The sequence below is a fragment of the Paenibacillus sp. DS2015 genome (assembly GCF_050433705.1).
In the GTDB taxonomy this organism is placed as follows: Bacteria; Bacillota; Bacilli; order Paenibacillales; family Paenibacillaceae; genus Paenibacillus_AQ.
Map to the genome: position 1 here is coordinate 116,412 of NZ_JBNPWS010000002.1, position 15,968 is coordinate 132,379.

Consider the following 15,968-nt stretch of genomic DNA (forward strand, 5'->3'; position numbering starts at 1 on the left):
AACCATTATTTCAAGCCTCTCAAGAAAAATTCCACCGTTTTGTCTACCTGAGCGGATAACGAATATTTTCTGCCAGAGATAAGCCAAGAGGTAACAACCTCATCCATGCCCCCAAATATTAGCAAACGGGTTAACTTAATATCGAGATCAGGTCGAAATAACTTTTCCTGTACTCCTTGCTCTAGAACGTTCTCGATCAGTTGGATGTAGGGTTTCACCGTTAGACCAATGGATTTTCGGAGTTCGAGCGAACTTTGGCGGAGTTCGATCTGAGTGACATAGGCGAGGTTAACGTTGTGTTCCAATTCTGTGAAATGGATCTCGCAAATTTTACGTATCGCATCTTCGGCCGAGCTACTTTCGCGGACACTGCTGTTGAACATGCTGATCAAATGACCTAATCGTTGTTGAAATAGGGAAATGAGAATATCTTCTTTGTTTTTAAAATAAAGATAGATAGTACCGTCTGCTACACTTGCCTCTTTAGCAATTTTAGATATCTGAGATCCGTGAAAACCGTTCTCGGCCATAACTTTTAACGCAGCTTCCAGAATCAGTTCAAATTTCTCGTGTTTTTTACTTGTCATGGAGACACACCTCAATGTTAGTGTATGAAAAATGAATGAGTCCTCATTCATTTTTTTTATAATCAGAAAGGATGAGAAGAGATGGGGTGGCAGATTGCTAATTTCCTTTTGTTTCTGCTGGTAAGCGGTTACGGCATCTTTTTATTCTATAAAGCAGTGTATCATCGCTATCTGTACCTGAAGCGTGGAGGAACGGCGGATTTTCGGCGGGGTAAGGGGAGATGGGCAGAGTTTCTGTCACAGGTGTTCGGGCAGAAGAAATTAATGAAGGATCCGAAGAGTGGATTGATGCATATGGTTATTTTTTATGGGTTCATTATTTTACAGATGGGTGCTTTGGATCTGATCGTAAAAGGCTTAACTGCGGGTCAACATTTACCGATTCCGGGGTATGACGTATTTGGGCTCATGCAGGAAGTAACGGTGGTTTTAATATTGCTTGCTATGGGGTATGCGGCTTATCGTCGTTATGGTGAGAAATTGACACGATTGAAGAACGGTTGGAAGCCTAGCATTGTTGTCTTTTTCATTTTCTTTTTGATGGTATCTGTTGTGCTGAGTTTAAGTTTCGAACGGTTGTGGTTGGAGCTAGCATTTAGTGGTTACTCTCCGATTTCCTCCATTATTGCGTTAGCTTTGACGGGAATTTCAAGTTCTACGGCGTATGGTTGGTTTATTGGATTCTGGTGGATGCATCTACTGATTCTCTTGTCATTTCTGGTCTATGTGCCGCAGTCGAAACATTTTCATATTATGACGGCCCCCCTTAACATTTGGTTCCGTCGAAGTGAACCTGTAGGTCGGCTCACAAAGTTAGATTTGGAAGATGAAGAAGCGGAGACTTTCGGAGTGGGTAAGATTGAGGATTTCTCGCAGAAACAAATGCTCGATTTCTATGCATGTGTGGAATGTGGGCGTTGTACGGATGTGTGTCCAGCGAGTAGTACCGGTAAAGTGTTATCACCCATGCATCTCATTACGAAGCTACGGGATCACATGGTGGAGAAAGGAACAGCAATAACAGGTAAGTCACCTTGGGTGCCTCCATATTTATTTGCTACAAGTGGAGTTCATGCACTAGTAAGAGTGGAGAAGAATCCTGTTGAATGGGCTGTGAACGATAGCAGTATCACGAATATCGTGCCAACACTTGATTGGCATAAGAAAACTTGGATCACACAGGTCAAGAAACCTGAAGAACTAGAGCTTATCGGTGATGTCATATCAGAAGAGGAGTTATGGTCCTGTACGACCTGCCGCAATTGCGAAGATCAATGTCCAGTAAGTAACGAACACGTTGATAAAATTATTGATCTGCGCAGACATTTGGTCTTAATGCAAGGCAGTATTCCTCATGAGGGGCAACGTGCGATGCAGAACATAGAGAGACAAGGGAATCCGTGGGGATTAAATCGCAATGACCGTGCTTCTTGGACTGGAGACATCGGGGGGATTCAGGTACCAACGGTGAAGGAGAATCCTGATTTTGAATATTTATTTTTTGTGGGATCAATGGGTTCCTACGATCTTCGAAGTCGCTCAATTTCCAGAGCACTTGCCCGATTATTGAATGAATCTGGCATTTCTTTCGCCATTCTAGGGAATGAGGAGAAGAACTCAGGGGATACTCCACGCCGCATGGGCAATGAAATGTTGTTCCAACAACTATGTATGGAGAACATTGAAATCTTCCAGAGACACGGTGTGCGGAAGATCGTGACGGCCTGTCCACATACGTTCAATACATTGAAGAACGAGTATCCTGATTTTGGACTGGAGGGAGTGGAAGTATACCATCACACACAGCTGCTCGACCAGCTCATTCAAGTAGGAAAGTTGAACCCAAGACATCAAGTGAAAGAGCGGATTACGTATCACGATTCCTGTTATCTTGGTCGTTACAACAACGTATATGATGAACCACGGAATGTCCTGAAAGCCATACCTGGAGTGGAAATAGCAGAAATGCAGCGCTCCCGCGAGAACGGAATGTGCTGTGGCGCTGGTGGAGGCATGATGTGGTTAGAAGAAACGTCTGGTAAGCGAGTGAATTTGGCGCGAACGGAACAGGCGCTGGAAGTGAATCCAACGGTCATTAGTAGTGCTTGTCCTTACTGTCTTACCATGATGGAGGATGGTACCAAGATGAAGGAAGTGGAAGAACAGGTCTTAGCAAAGGATATTGCAGAAATCTTAGAGCAATCCGTGTTCGGGGACCATCCCATCCGTTAAATAGAAATGATCTGAACTGGAGGAGAGTAGAAGATGAACAAATCCATTCGCAAGGCGGCTGTCATCGGCTCAGGCATTATGGGTTCTGGCATTGCAGCACATCTGGCTAACGTCGGAATTCCGTGCTTATTGTTGGATAGGTTACCGAAAGAATTGACTGATGATGAGGTGACAAAAGGATATACACTCGAACATCCTACAGTCAGAAATCGTTTGGCTGTGGAAGCCATCGGAAAATTGAGTAAGAATATGCCTTCGCCCCTTTATGATGTTGCTTTTGCAGATCGAATCACTCCGGGGAATCTAGAGGACGATCTTTCACGTATTTCAGAAGTGGACTGGGTGATTGAGGTTGTGGTCGAGAATCTTCAAGTCAAAAAAGAGCTGTTGAGCAAAGTAGAGCGTTATTGGAAGCCCGGAACCATTGTCAGTTCGAATACATCAGGGATATCGATTCAAGAGATGGTCGCGGATTGTAGCGAACCCTTTCAGAAATGTTTTCTAGGAACGCACTTTTTTAATCCACCTCGCTATATGAAGTTGTTAGAAATTATCCCAGGAACGAAGACGGATCCGGAGATTGTCCAACAGATGAAAATATTTGGGGAGAATGTTCTAGGCAAAGGGGTCGTTCTGGCAAAGGACACTCCGAATTTCATCGCCAATCGAATTGGGACATATGGACTTCTTATCACATTGCAAGAGATGTTGAAGAAGGGTTTCACCGTAGAAGAAGTGGATGCGGTCACTGGACCTGCGATGGGTCGACCGAAGAGTGCCACTTTCCGGACGTTGGATCTGGTCGGACTTGATACATTCATCCATGTGGCAGATAACGTGTACGTAAATATAGCAGATGAAATGGAGAGAGAAGCTTTTGCGGTTCCAGATGCGCTGACTAATATGGTTGCCAAAGGATGGCTTGGTGAGAAGTCTGGCCAAGGATTTTATGTGAAGAGAAAGGGCGCTAACGGTAGTGAAATATTATCGCTTGATCTATCGTCCATGGCATACAGCCCACAGAAGAAGGTGACTTCCGGTTCGCTGGAAGCGGCCAAACTGGCAAAAGGTGCAAGAGGGAAAACAAAAGCATTAATCGCTGCAGGTGATCACTATTCTGAATTAGCGTGGAATATTCTAAAACAGGTGCTGATTTACTCTGCTGAAAAGGTTGGCGAGATTGCCAATTCAATTCATGAAATCGACGAAGCGATGAAGTGGGGCTTCAATTGGGAATTGGGTCCGTTTGAAACATGGGACGCGATTGGGTTGGTTAGGTCCGTTGAACGTATGGAAAAGGAAGGATTGACTGTTCCTACATGGGTGAAGGAATGGATCGCACAAGGGAATGAATCCTTCTATAAGAAGGAGAAAGGGACTTTATTTGTTGTATCTGAACAGAGCTACAAGCAGGTTGAACAGCCACCGGAAATCATTTCGCTAAGCAACTTGAAGGAGCAGAACAAGATTGTGAAAGGAAATGACGGTGCGAGCCTGATCGATCTTGGGGACGGTGTAGCCTGTCTCGAATTTCATTCGCCTAACAATGCTATCGGTGCAGATATTTTGACGATGATTCAACAAAGCTTGGTGGAGGTGCGGAGTAATTTTGAAGGAATGATTATCGCTAATCAAGGTAGGAATTTCTGTGTGGGCGCCAATATTATGTTGTTGTTGATGGAGGCTCAAGACGAAGAGTGGGATGAAATTGATGGCATTATCCGCTTGTTCCAGAACACGATGTACAAAGTAAAAAGGTTCGAAAAGCCTGTTGTCGCCGCTCCACATCGGATGACCTTGGGTGGTGGAGTAGAGGCTTGCATGCCTGCGGATCAAGTTATTGCTTCGGCTGAAACGTATTACGGTTTAGTTGAAGTGGGGGTTGGGCTAATTCCTGCGGGTGGAGGATGCAAGGAATTGGCGATGCGAGTAAGCCAACGGGTTGGACATCCCGAAGCTGATCTCCAACCCTATATGAATCAAGTTTTTGAAACTGTTGGTATGGCTAAAGTCTCAACGAGCGGACATGATGCCCAAAAGTTAGGTTATCTTCGTCCGACAGATCGCATTATTGCCAATCAGGATCATTTAATATATGAAGCCAAACAGGCTGTTCTTCGGATGAGCAGGGCAGGCTATGAGCCGATTCCCGAAGAGAAGATACGGGTCGCGGGTTCTGAGGGGAAGGCAGTTCTACAACTCGGTGCTATTGGGATGAGGGAAAGTGGCTATATTAGTGACCATGATCTGTTGATTGCCAAGAAATTGGCCCATGTACTAGCTGGAGGGGATGTGCCAGCAGGTACGTTAGTAACTGAGCAATATATGCTCGATTTGGAGCGGGAAGCATTCCTGAGTTTATGTGGTGAAGCCAAGACGCAACAACGCATGCAACATATGTTGACGACAGGTAAAGCGCTACGAAATTAACATTCCGGGGGAGCGTGAGAATTCCATGAAAGAAGCTGTAATCGTATCCATGGCACGTACCGCGATCGGCAAATCCAAGAAGGGAAGTCTAGGGCAGACACGTGCGGATGAGTTGGGGAGAATCGTTCTGGAAGCTGTAATAGATCGAGCAACGGGTCTTAGAAAAGAGGACGTAGAAGATATTATTATCGGCTGTGCCATGCCGGAAGGCGCACAGGGATTGAACTTTGCTCGTATTATGTCGTTGTATGCTGGATTTCCAGTTACGGTTCCAGCGCTGACGATCAATCGTTTCTGCGCTTCGGGGTTACAGTCCATCGCTTTTGCAGCCGAACGGATCATGTTAGGGCATGCCGATATTCTAATCGCTGGAGGAGTAGAAAGTATGAGCCAAGTACCGATGACGGGCTTTAAGATTTCACCTAATCTGAGAATTGTTGAGGAAATGCCGGAAGTATATATCGGAATGGGGCATACAGCTGAGCGAGTTGCGGAAAAGTTCAATGTTTCTCGTGAAGATCAGGACCTTTTTGCAGCACGTTCGCATGAGAAAGCAGCAAGGGCAATAGGTGAGGGGAAGTTTAAGGATGAGATTGCTCCGGTTCAAGTGGAGTTGAAGAGTGTGGATGAAGGTGGCCAAATATCGATTAGATCTTTTATTTTTGATACCGATGAAGGGGTTCGAGCGGACACCAACGTTGAAACACTGAGTAAGCTGAAACCTGCTTTTAAACTAGGCGGTACGGTAACGGCAGGTAACACGTCTCAGACAAGTGATGGGGCTGCTGCGGTTGTCATTATGAGTAAAGAGAAAGCCGATGAACTTGGGTTGGAACCCTTGGCGACGTTTCGATCTTTTGCAGTAGCAGGTGTAGAACCAGAAATGATGGGCGTGGGACCTGTCAAAGCCATACCCAAGGCGTTACAAATGGCTGGAATTACGCTTGCAGACGTGAGTCTATTTGAGATTAATGAGGCTTTTGCTGCTCAGTGTGTGCATGTGATTCGTGAACTTGGCATTGATGAGGAGAAAGTCAACGTGAACGGTGGGGCGATTGCACTTGGACATCCGCTGGGATGCACAGGTACCAAAGTGACGACTACGCTGATTAACGAACTGCGTCGTCGTGGAGGTGGTTATGGGGTAGTCTCCATGTGTATTGGAGGGGGCATGGGTGCAGCCGGTGTATTTGAAGTTCATCCGCATAACAATCACTCGTGAGGACAAAGGAGAGGGATTCGATGAGTAAGACGATGAGCAAAGTGTTGGGTGGAAGTTTCATGATTGAGGATATCGATTACCGACAGATCGTGACACCAGAAGACTTTACGGAAGAACATCGGATGATTGCGGAGACAACGGAACAATTCGTGGCTGGGGAGATTATTCCTAGAGATGAGGAAATTGAAAAGCTGAACTACGAGTTGACGGTAGAATTGTTGCAAAAAGCTGGTGAGATTGGCCTACTCGGTGCTGAAGTTCCAGAGAACTATGGAGGTCTAGGACTGGATAAAGTAAGCTCCACGTTGATTAACGAGAAGCTGACTAAGGCATCCTCTTTCGCCCTATCTTATGGCGCACATGTAGGGATCGGTACACTTCCAATTGTGTATTTCGGTACGGAAGAGCAGAAGCAGAAGTATTTGCCGTCGCTGGTTACGGGTGAGCAAATTGCAGCTTATTGTCTAACAGAGCCCTCCTCTGGGTCGGATGCGCTTGGTGCCAAAACGACGGCCACGTTGACGGAGGATGGTCAGTATTACATTCTGAACGGAAGCAAGCAGTTTATTACGAATGCGGGCTTTGCAGATATTTTTATCGTATATGCGAAAGTAGAGGGTACCGCATTTAGTACCTTTATCGTGGAGCGAACTATGGAAGGGATTAGCATCGGTCCGGAAGAGAAGAAGATGGGCATCAAAGGTTCATCTACGTGTCCATTGATTCTAGAGGATGTTAAAGTTCCGGTTGATAACTTGTTGTGGGAAGTCGGCAAAGGGCACTTGATTGCTTTTAATATATTGAATATTGGGCGCTTTAAATTGGCTGCAGGATGCGTCGGTGGTTCGAAAGACTCGATCGGATACGCTGCCAAATATGCCAATGAACGTACACAATTTGGTCGTAAAATTGCTTCGTTTCCGCTCATTGGCAAAAAACTGGCAGAAATGAACATACGAACTTATGTGTTAGAAAGTATGGTTTACCGGACGGCGGGGTTGTTCGATATTGGTTTAGCAGAAGTGGATTATGATAGTCCAAATGTGGGATATCAGTCGGCTAAAGCCATTGCTGAATATCAGATAGAATGCTCTATTAATAAAGTGTTCGGTTCCGAGACGCTCGATTTCGTCGTGGACGAAGGTGTTCAGATTCATGGGGGATATGGATTCATTCAAGAATATAGCATTGAACGTAATTATCGAGATTCTCGCATTAACCGTATCTTTGAAGGGACGAATGAAATTAATCGTTTACTCATTCCTAGTACGTTGATTAAGCGGGCGATGAAGGGTGAATTACCTTTGATGCAAAAAGCGTTAGCCTTACAATCAGAATTATTAGGGTTAGTCCCGGGCCAACTATTCGAAGATACGCTGGAGCAAGAGAATCATTTATTATCCATGGCGAAGAAGATATTCCTTATGGTTGGCGCACAAGTTGTACAAAAGTACCAACTGAAGTTAGAACAAGAACAAGAAATATTAAGCCATCTGGCAGACATGATGATTTCCGTCTTCGCTATGGAGAGCGCTCTACTCCGTGCCAAGAAGCTGATCGATCAAGTGGGAGAAGCGAAAGCGGCAAATGGGATTGATATGACAGTGGCTTTTATTCATGAAGAATTTGATCGGATTGAATGTTGGGCGAAAGAAGCATTGGCAGCTATGGAATCCGGTGACATGCTTCGAACTCAGCTTTCCGTATTGAAGAAGTTGACGAGAAAAACACAGGTTAATACGCTAGGGTTGAAACGAAAAATTGCTGCCAGGGTGGTCGAAGCGGAGAAATACGTTCTGTAAATAGGTGTTCAATCGATGGCTTTCTGAACAATCTCTATAACGGATTCTTGAGAATGGGGTGGCCAACATGTTAGATAAACCTTGGTTGGAACATTATCCGGTTGAAGTACCCGCAACGTTTGATTATCCGAAACAGAATTTGGCGGAGTTTCTAGTGCAATCCGCAGCATTGTATCCAGACAAGATAGCCATGGATTTTCTAGGGAATAAGATGTCTTACCAAGGTTTATTGGACTCGGTTTACCGTTATGCGAATGCGTTGCTCAAGTTAGGTATTCGCAAGGGGGATCGCGTGGCGATCATGTTACCGAACTGCCCACAAGTCGTGATCGCCTATTATGGAACACTTCTGATGGGTGGTATCGTTGTGATGACGAACCCTCTTTATATGCCACGTGAGTTGGAGTACCAGTTGAAGGACGCAAGTGTCCAAATGATTGTAACGCTGGACGTTCTAGTGGAGCGGGTGAAGAAAGCGACGGAGAAAGATCCGTTAGATTACATTCTAGTGACTTCCATTAAGGAATACTTGCCGTTTCCTAAGAATTGGCTATATTCTTTGAAGACTAAGAAACCGGAGACGCCAGTCTCTTATGATAGCCGTGTATTATCCTTCCTTCCGTTCTTACAACAGTCAACGGCTGAACCTATGCAGATCCCCATTGACGCTGACGAAGACCTAGCACTCATTCAATATACAGGAGGGACCACCGGTTTTGCCAAGGGTGTCATGCTTACCCATAAGAATCTGGTTGCGAACACCATTCAGAGTAAGCTTTGGTTTTACCGTGCTGAAATTGGGAAAGAACGCTATTTAGCCGCACTTCCCTTTTTCCATGTTTTTGGGATGACCGTTTTGCTTAATCAATCCATTCATATGGCGGGCACATTGATCTTAATGCCACGCTTTGATATAGGGCAAGTGCTTAAGACGATGAACCGTTTGAAGCCAACTGTATTTCCCGGAGCGCCTACCATGTATATTGCGGTCATCAATCATCCTGATGTTCACAAATTCGATCTGTCCTCGGTGAAAATTTGTATTAGCGGTGCCGCCTCTTTACCAGTTGAGGTACAGGAGCGCTTCGAGAGTATGACAGGGGGTACGCTCATTGAGGGTTACGGCTTAACAGAAACATCACCAGTAACGCATGCGAACAACCTGTGGGAGAAGCGTAAGGTGGGTTCTGTAGGTATTCCTTTCCCAGATACAGAGGCTCGTATTGTCCATCCAGATTCGGGAGCAGAGACGCCACTGGGTGAAATTGGTGAGTTGATCATCCGAGGTCCGCAGGTGATGAAGGGATATTGGCGACAACCCGATGAAACGAATATAGCTCTTCGCGATGGATGGCTCTATACAGGAGATTTGGCAAGGATGGATGCAGATGGGTTCTTCTTTATTCTGGATCGCCGCAAAGATTTGATTATTGCGGGTGGTTACAATATTTATCCGCGAGAAGTGGAAGAGGTGTTATTCGAACACCCGGATGTGGAAGAAGCTGTTGTTGCGGGTGTGGTAGATCCTTATCGTGGTGAGACTGTGAAGGCGTATATTATCCTGAAGGATGGTTCTACAGCCAATGAGGCTGATCTAAAACGCTGGTGTAAAGAGAAATTAGCCGTATATAAAGTCCCTACAATCTATGAGTTTCGCAATACGTTTCCCAAAACATTGGTCGGTAAAGTCCTTCGACGCAAGTTGATTGATGAAGATCCAGACAAGATGCCTAAGTAATAAGTATGATTGATGGAGATCCAGACAAGAGCCTAAGTATATTGGAAACCGAGCGTTATTCCAGAGTTGAGGTGATGTTCGGTGCGTGAAGAGGTTAGGAGGAGTATTTATGAAAGCGAATTCCGGGAGCGGGTATCCTGACTTGGAATATTGGGAAAAGATAGCGAAAACTACGTTCTGGGGGTTCGTGGGTTGTGAGTTTGAAGAACTAAGTGAGCAGAAGGTGATCGTGTCCATTGATATTAAGCCCCATCACCTGAATTTAATCGGAATTTTGCATGGCGGCGTACATGCCACGTTAATTGATTCAGCAATGGGGTTGGTTGCAATGATAGCGAGACCACAAGAGAATGTCGTCACAAGTAATCTAACGATGAACTATGTTGCGCCGATAGCGAACGGGAAGGTCTTTGTAACCGCAGAAATTATACACAGTTCTCGCAAAATGATATCAACCCAAGCTTTTGCACGGTCGGAGAACGGCGATTTATGCGCATTTGGAACGGGGACCTTTCGTGTGATTAATAAACCAGTCTAATGTATGAATTCAAGAGGGAATATAGGTTGAAGTGGTGACTAGCTTTCACCTCCATTCATATGCTAAGAAATGAATAGGAGGTCTTTGTAATGAATTACAGGAGCACCACAATCAAAAGCAAATGGGTAAAAACAAGCTGGCTGCTAAAGCAACCGGATTTAAGAAAATATGTTCCGCAAACGTTGCTATTTAATAAAAAAAACTTGATTTTGATGCTTTCTTCGTATTCTACTGTCTATTTCAAACCCACGGGCGGTTCCGGAGGGTTTAATATTATACGGATTACAAGAAAGGAGAAGAGCTACCAAATCCAATTCAATACTGCCAAATCTACTTATTCTAACATAGATCGTTTGTACGATAAGCTGTGTCGCTTTTCCAATAAAAAATCATTTTTGCTACAGAAAGGAATCGTTCTGGCTAGAACGAACAAAAAACCTTTTGATATTCGGGTCATGGTCCAGAAGACAAACAAAGGAACATGGGTTAGCAGTGCCATTTTCACGAAAATAGGAAAGAATGATAAGGTGGCCACAAACTATAATCAAGGCGGGAAAATCGGTTATTTTCACCCGACAATGTCAGGCGCAGGGTACAATACAGCGGCCATTCAACATATGGAAACAAGATTGAAGAAATTGGGTGTCTCCGTTGGAAATAACTTCGATCAACATAAGAAGGGATTCAGGGAATTAGGTTTAGACGTGGCGATGGATTCCAAGAAAAATCCGTGGATTCTGGAAGTGAATACGAGACCCCAATTCTATCCTTTGAAGAACATGAAGAATAAAAAAGATTATCAACGAATCGTTTCTTATGCCAAGCAATATGGGAGATTGAAATAAAATAGACGGGATTTCTGAAAATATAGTATCAATTATTTCGAATAATTGATATTGTATTTTTAGTACATAATGTATATATCATTCGCTAGAAGACAAAAGTCATCTAACTTCACTTGCGAGTATTTAGGAGGAACAATGAGACCCGTATCCACAGACAAAGTAACACTATGGCAGTTAATTAAAAAAGGAAACAAGTCGTCTGCGATTGCTATGACAGGTAATGCAGTACTGGCTGCAATTAAGACGGTTGCTGCAACATTGAGCGGTAGTGGAACGATGTTTGCCTCGGCTATGCATTCACTTGCAGATGCGATTAACCAAGGCTTTGTATTTATCGGAAGTGTACTATCGGAGAAAAAAGCTACACGACGTTTCCCAACTGGATTCGGGCGTGTCATCAACATTTTCTGTATGATCGCAGTCCTCGTCGTTACCGTTATGGCATACGAAACGATCCTCGAAGGGATACATTTAATCCAACATCCGGAGCAGAGCGGAGGATACTTCTGGTTAAGTGTGGCTGTACTTGTAATTAACGTTGCGGTTGACGGGGCTATTCTGTATAAAGCGATGAAAGAAATTCTCCATGAAGCTCGAGTAGAGGCACAGGGTCTGGGAATTGTAGCAGGAGCATTTAAAAATGTGAGTCGTTCAGCACCCCCAACAAGACTGGTATTCTACGAGGATCTTGTAGCTGTAACAGGAGCACTTCTTGCACTTATAACCATCGTTATTACTTCGTTTGTAGCTTCGCCCTATTTGGACGGAGTAACCACAATTCTAATTGGTGTACTAATGGTCGGAGTTGCTTTTAAAGTGGGTTACGATAATATGGTGGGACTGATTGGAGTAGCAGCACCCCAAGAAATAGAAACAAGAATTTCGAATATTATTCTTCAAGCACCACATGTGAAAGATATTTATTCGCTACGGATTATGCAAGAAGGCCGTTACTATCATGTAGATGGCTTGATCGAGCTTGAAAAAGGTTTTACGCTTGCTAAGGCAGATGATATTAAATTCGATATTCGAAATCTTGTATTACAAGATCCGGACATCGTAGATGTTACGTTCGGGATTATAGAGGATGATGATCAGCAAAATTGGAATGCTAGCAAATAGAGTATTTCAACTTTAATGTAGATGAGTTGTAAACAAATCATAATAATATGTACAAGTGGTGGTGCAGGAATTTATTCCTACACCACCACTTTTTGATTGTGACCCCTTTTTTAGACATGACGGAATGTAATATGAATTGCGACAGCTACTAAGAGAATATAAAACGCTGATACCGAGCTATGAAATACTTTCCCAAGGTGATGAGCTTAGGCTCGACAATACCCGCGGATATATTAACGATGTCGTGATTGTATATATTTCATGTCGTATAATTCCACTAAAAATTACATCCGTTATGTGTTAGTTTATAGGTGGGTGTCAGAATAATATATATTGGAGGTCAAGGGAAATGAGTATTGGAATTGGTATGATAAGTTATTGGCATGTGCATGCCGTGGATTATACTAAACAAGTTCAGGAGCATGATGATACCGTTATTGTTGCGGTCTGGGATGAAGATCCCAAGCGGGGAAAAAAAACGGCAGAGAGCTTGAAGGTTCCCTTTTTCGAATCACTCGATGACATGCTTGCACAAGAAGATATGGACGCCGTTATTGTGAATGCTCCAACCCATTTACATAGAGATATTATGGTTGCTGCAGCTAACGCGGGCAAACACATTTTTACAGAAAAAGTGATTGCACCAACTTTGAAGGAAGTTAATGAAGTTACAGCAGAAGTAGATAGAAGCCAAGTGAAATTAACCGTCTCTTTACCGCGGGTAAATGATGGGTATACATTAACAATTCAAGATGTGTTAAACCAAGGCTTGCTCGGAAAGGTTACTTACGTCAGAGTTCGCTTATCTCATGATGGTGCTACTGCGGATTGGCTGCCCAATCACTTCTTTAATATGGAACAATGTTTGGGCGGTGCTTTAATTGATCTTGGATGCCACCCCATGTACCTTACTAAGTTTTTCTTAGGCCAAGAAATAACAGGTGTAAGCGCAAACTTTGGTTATGTAACGGGTAAGGAAGTAGAAGATAATGCAGTAGCGACCTTGTTTACGGATTCAGGAGCTATTGGTGTAGTAGAGGCTGGTTTCGTGAATAGCCACTCGCCGTTTACAATTGAGGTTCATGGAACGGAAGGGACCCTATTATATGGAACTCCAGAGGATAAGCTTCTTATTAGAACGAACAGAGTAGCCGATCAATCCAATGCTTGGACAGAAATGAGAATGCATAAGAATCGTGAAAGTGCACTCCATCAATGGGTCAATCACATTCAGAATAACACATTTGCTGTTGAAAATGTTCAGCTGGCAGTAGAGCTTACTAGATTGGTGGAGATGGCGAACCGCTCTGCTAAAGAAGGACGTGTTATTCGGTTAAATGAATTAAGTTCTTAAGATGTTTAGGAGGTTGTAACATTGAGTAAGTTTCCCTTCGAGATCATGTTTGAGAAACAGGATATCCTTGAAAGGTTGGATATATCAATTCCATGGGGACATTACGAAATTAGAGTTCTAAGCTTCCATTTAACGTCTTTTCCACCGGGAAGAGTTGTTAATTTCCATAATCATTCGGAGTTCGAATTTCATTTTATTCCGAGAGGAAAAGGAAAGGTCATTCTTGGTGATCAGACCTACCCCCTGTCGGAAGGAATGCTCTATTTAACGGGTCCAGGCGTCATGCATTATCAAGAGGCCGATTCAGAAGAGTCCATGGACGAACTCTGCTTGCATATCGATATCCAGAAAAAATTCAGGGAAGTTGTGGATCCTTGGGAGGTTAATGAAGCAGAGGAATCCATTGAAAAACTTCGGAATCTGCCCTTAGTGCCTGCACAGGATTACCACAAAGCTATGTTATGTTTTCTTGAGGCTTATTCCGCATGTGATGGTAAATTTAGCGGTTACTATACCTCTATTAAACATCTTGTAATCAGTATTTTATTGAAGACAGTCAGAACCTATGATACAGGTAGGATCACATCAGAAGCGCCGGTTCGAGATATGTTAACATACCGTTATGAATATGCCATTCAATATATCGAAGCGAATTATTCGGCAACCGTGACTTTAGAGAATGTTGCAGAAAAGTTGAATATCAGCTCTAGACAGTTGCAAAGAATATTCAGCCATGTGAATCCAGATAGACCATTCAGTAGGGTTCTTGAAGATACTCGATTACAGGCTGTATGCCAGAAACTTGAGGAAAGTTCCTTTTCGATAGAACAAATTGCTCTATCTGAGGGGTTTACGAATGCGAATTACTTGCATACTGTTTTTCGCAAGCGGTTGGCTATGACGCCTGCTAAATATCGGAACACGAAGCAAAAAAATCATAAGTGAGGATGAAATCATATGAGTAAAATATATCGTATAGGAATTATCGGTTGTGGCGGAATAGCAAACGGGAAGCATTTGCCAAGCTTAAGTAAGTTGAAGAATGTTGAGATTACTGCTTTTTGCGACATTGTTGAGGAACGTGCTGAAGAAGCTGCTCAAAAGTACGGAAGCGATGACGCTAAAGTCTATGTGGATTATAAAGAATTATTGCAAGATAGTTCGATTGAGATTATTCATGTTCTCACACCGAATATTTCCCATGCAGAAATTTCAATTGCTTCATTGGAAGCGGGCAAACATGTGATGTGTGAAAAACCAATGGCCAAGACGTCAGCAGAGGCTAAGAATATGGTTGAAGCTGCGAAACGTACAGGAAAGAAACTAACCGTTGGATATAATAATCGATTCAGAGAAGATAGCTTATTTATGAAAAATGCATGCGAGTCAGGTGAGCTTGGCCATATTTATTTCGCGAAGGCACATGCAATCAGACGAAGAGCTGTGCCGACGTGGGGCGTTTTCCTTGATGAGGATAAGCAAGGAGGAGGACCGCTGATCGATATCGGAACTCATGCGCTTGATCTAACCCTTTGGATGATGGATAACTATAAGCCGAAGATCGTTCTGGGTACCAAATATCACGAGCTTTCACAAAAAGAGAATGCTGCAAATGCTTGGGGACCGTGGGATCCAAAGAAATTCACCGTTGAGGATTCAGCATTTGGGATGATTGTAATGGAAAATGGTGCAACGATTATGCTGGAAGCCAGCTGGGCGCTGAATTCTCTTGATGTGGATGAGGCTAAATGTAGCTTGAGTGGGTCTGTAGCAGGTGCGGATATGAAAAACGGACTCAGAATAAACGGTGAGATGCATAGTCGTTTATATACAAATCAAATTGAATTGAGTGCTGGAGGAGTAGCTTTCTATGACGGTCATGTAGAAAGTGATTCTGATTTAGAAGCGAGAAAATGGATTGAAGCCATTGACCAGGATAAGGATCCAGTCGTAACTCCTGAGCAAGCTTATGTGGTTTCTCAAATTTTGGAGGCTATTTATGAATCTGCTAACACAGGGAAGGCTGTTTACTTAAATTAATGATGGAATGAGGTTGGTGTTCTCAAGGAAGATACCTTCCACTGCAAGACGACATCGC

Annotated in this window: 12 protein-coding genes; 11 read left to right on the top strand and 1 reads right to left on the bottom strand. The window is 43.6% G+C overall.

Annotation, left to right across the window (positions count from 1 at the left end; genetic code table 11):
* Positions 1-5: 5 nt before the first annotated feature.
* Positions 6-587, bottom strand: coding sequence for a TetR/AcrR family transcriptional regulator (locus J2T13_RS02365; RefSeq protein WP_429367959.1), 582 nt, complete (start codon positions 585-587; stop codon positions 6-8).
* A gap of 81 nt (positions 588-668) precedes the next feature.
* On the opposite strand from J2T13_RS02365, the gene J2T13_RS02370 reads away from it, so the two are divergent.
* The 11 genes from J2T13_RS02370 to J2T13_RS02420 all read left to right on the top strand — a co-directional run bounded on the left by J2T13_RS02370 (position 669) and on the right by J2T13_RS02420 (position 15,910).
* Complete coding sequence (locus tag J2T13_RS02370; RefSeq protein WP_429367960.1) at positions 669-2,819, top strand: (Fe-S)-binding protein; 2,151 nt, start codon at positions 669-671, stop codon at positions 2,817-2,819.
* A 33-nt stretch (positions 2,820-2,852) separates the two neighbouring features.
* Positions 2,853-5,249, top strand: a complete 2,397-nt coding sequence (locus J2T13_RS02375) for a 3-hydroxyacyl-CoA dehydrogenase/enoyl-CoA hydratase family protein (protein WP_429367962.1) — start codon at positions 2,853-2,855, stop codon at positions 5,247-5,249.
* A gap of 25 nt (positions 5,250-5,274) precedes the next feature.
* A complete protein-coding gene (locus tag J2T13_RS02380; protein ID WP_429367964.1) occupies positions 5,275-6,471 on the top strand; it encodes an acetyl-CoA C-acyltransferase in 1,197 nt (398 codons plus the stop codon).
* A 20-nt stretch (positions 6,472-6,491) separates the two neighbouring features.
* Complete coding sequence (locus J2T13_RS02385) at positions 6,492-8,273, top strand: acyl-CoA dehydrogenase family protein (protein WP_429367966.1); 1,782 nt, start codon at positions 6,492-6,494, stop codon at positions 8,271-8,273.
* 67 nt (positions 8,274-8,340) lie between these two features.
* Positions 8,341-10,011 carry an AMP-binding protein gene (locus J2T13_RS02390; protein WP_429367968.1) on the top strand — a complete coding sequence of 557 codons (1,671 nt, stop codon included), beginning with the start codon at positions 8,341-8,343 and terminating at the stop codon, positions 10,009-10,011.
* Positions 10,012-10,120: 109 nt separating this feature from the next.
* Positions 10,121-10,549 carry a PaaI family thioesterase gene (locus J2T13_RS02395; protein WP_429367969.1) on the top strand — a complete coding sequence of 143 codons (429 nt, stop codon included), beginning with the start codon at positions 10,121-10,123 and terminating at the stop codon, positions 10,547-10,549.
* A gap of 89 nt (positions 10,550-10,638) precedes the next feature.
* On the top strand, positions 10,639-11,394 hold the full coding sequence (locus J2T13_RS02400) for a YheC/YheD family protein (RefSeq protein ID WP_429367971.1): 756 nt from the start codon (positions 10,639-10,641) through the stop codon (positions 11,392-11,394).
* A 135-nt stretch (positions 11,395-11,529) separates the two neighbouring features.
* A complete protein-coding gene (locus J2T13_RS02405) occupies positions 11,530-12,516 on the top strand; it encodes a cation diffusion facilitator family transporter (RefSeq protein WP_429367973.1) in 987 nt (328 codons plus the stop codon).
* A 349-nt stretch (positions 12,517-12,865) separates the two neighbouring features.
* Positions 12,866-13,870, top strand: coding sequence for a Gfo/Idh/MocA family protein (locus J2T13_RS02410; protein ID WP_429367975.1), 1,005 nt, complete (start codon positions 12,866-12,868; stop codon positions 13,868-13,870).
* 21 nt (positions 13,871-13,891) lie between these two features.
* Positions 13,892-14,815, top strand: a complete 924-nt coding sequence (locus J2T13_RS02415; protein ID WP_429367977.1) for a helix-turn-helix domain-containing protein — start codon at positions 13,892-13,894, stop codon at positions 14,813-14,815.
* A gap of 12 nt (positions 14,816-14,827) precedes the next feature.
* Positions 14,828-15,910 carry a Gfo/Idh/MocA family protein gene (locus tag J2T13_RS02420; protein ID WP_429367979.1) on the top strand — a complete coding sequence of 361 codons (1,083 nt, stop codon included), beginning with the start codon at positions 14,828-14,830 and terminating at the stop codon, positions 15,908-15,910.
* Positions 15,911-15,968: the final 58 nt, after the last annotated feature.